This window comes from Dellaglioa sp. CoH-56-MRSF-11 (assembly GCF_056782135.1).
In genome coordinates this window covers 1-498 of the sequence record NZ_JBXAYE010000023.1, presented here as the reverse complement: position 1 = coordinate 498, position 498 = coordinate 1, and the positions used below count along the sequence as shown (strand labels likewise).

Annotated in this window: 1 protein-coding gene; it reads right to left on the bottom strand. The window is 50.8% G+C overall.

Features of this window, described 5'->3' with window-relative positions:
* Positions 1–93 precede the first annotated feature (93 nt).
* On the bottom strand, positions 94–396 hold the full coding sequence (locus AC1RPT_RS07630) for a hypothetical protein (protein WP_289874084.1): 303 nt from the start codon (positions 394–396) through the stop codon (positions 94–96).
* Positions 397–498 lie beyond the last annotated feature (102 nt).

The window sequence follows — 498 nt, the reverse complement described above, 5'->3', positions numbered from 1 at the left end:
GTGCCTCTTCGATTGGCCGGCCTGTGCGCAACGTGAACCAGACACGATGGAGTGCGTGATTTCCGTCGATGACGAATATTCGTCCTTTCTTTTTCATTGCAGTTGGAACTTGTTATGTTTCGATGTGATGAGCATCAGAATGTCGTCTGTAAATTCGTCGGCTTCATTGTCCATGTCCTGAGCGTCCAGCAGCTCGATGGTCAGCCCCGGCCCGTACCGCTCGTCCAGTTCCTCAACCAAATCAGCCACGATCTTCCGAAATCCGTGGATGCAGATACTGTTGAAGACCTCGGGCCGCGCTTCCACTACGGAACGAACGAACAACGTGAGTTCGCGCGGGTCATCGATGTGGTGCAGCACACTTTGGTGGGACAAAACTCTTGCGCCTTCTATCATAAATCCTCCGCTGGTCATCCTATTTACTAGACCCAAATTTCATGAGTCGCCCCAATTTTATCATAGGTTTACTAGGAGTGCCAGACTACGGAGAGCCAATTA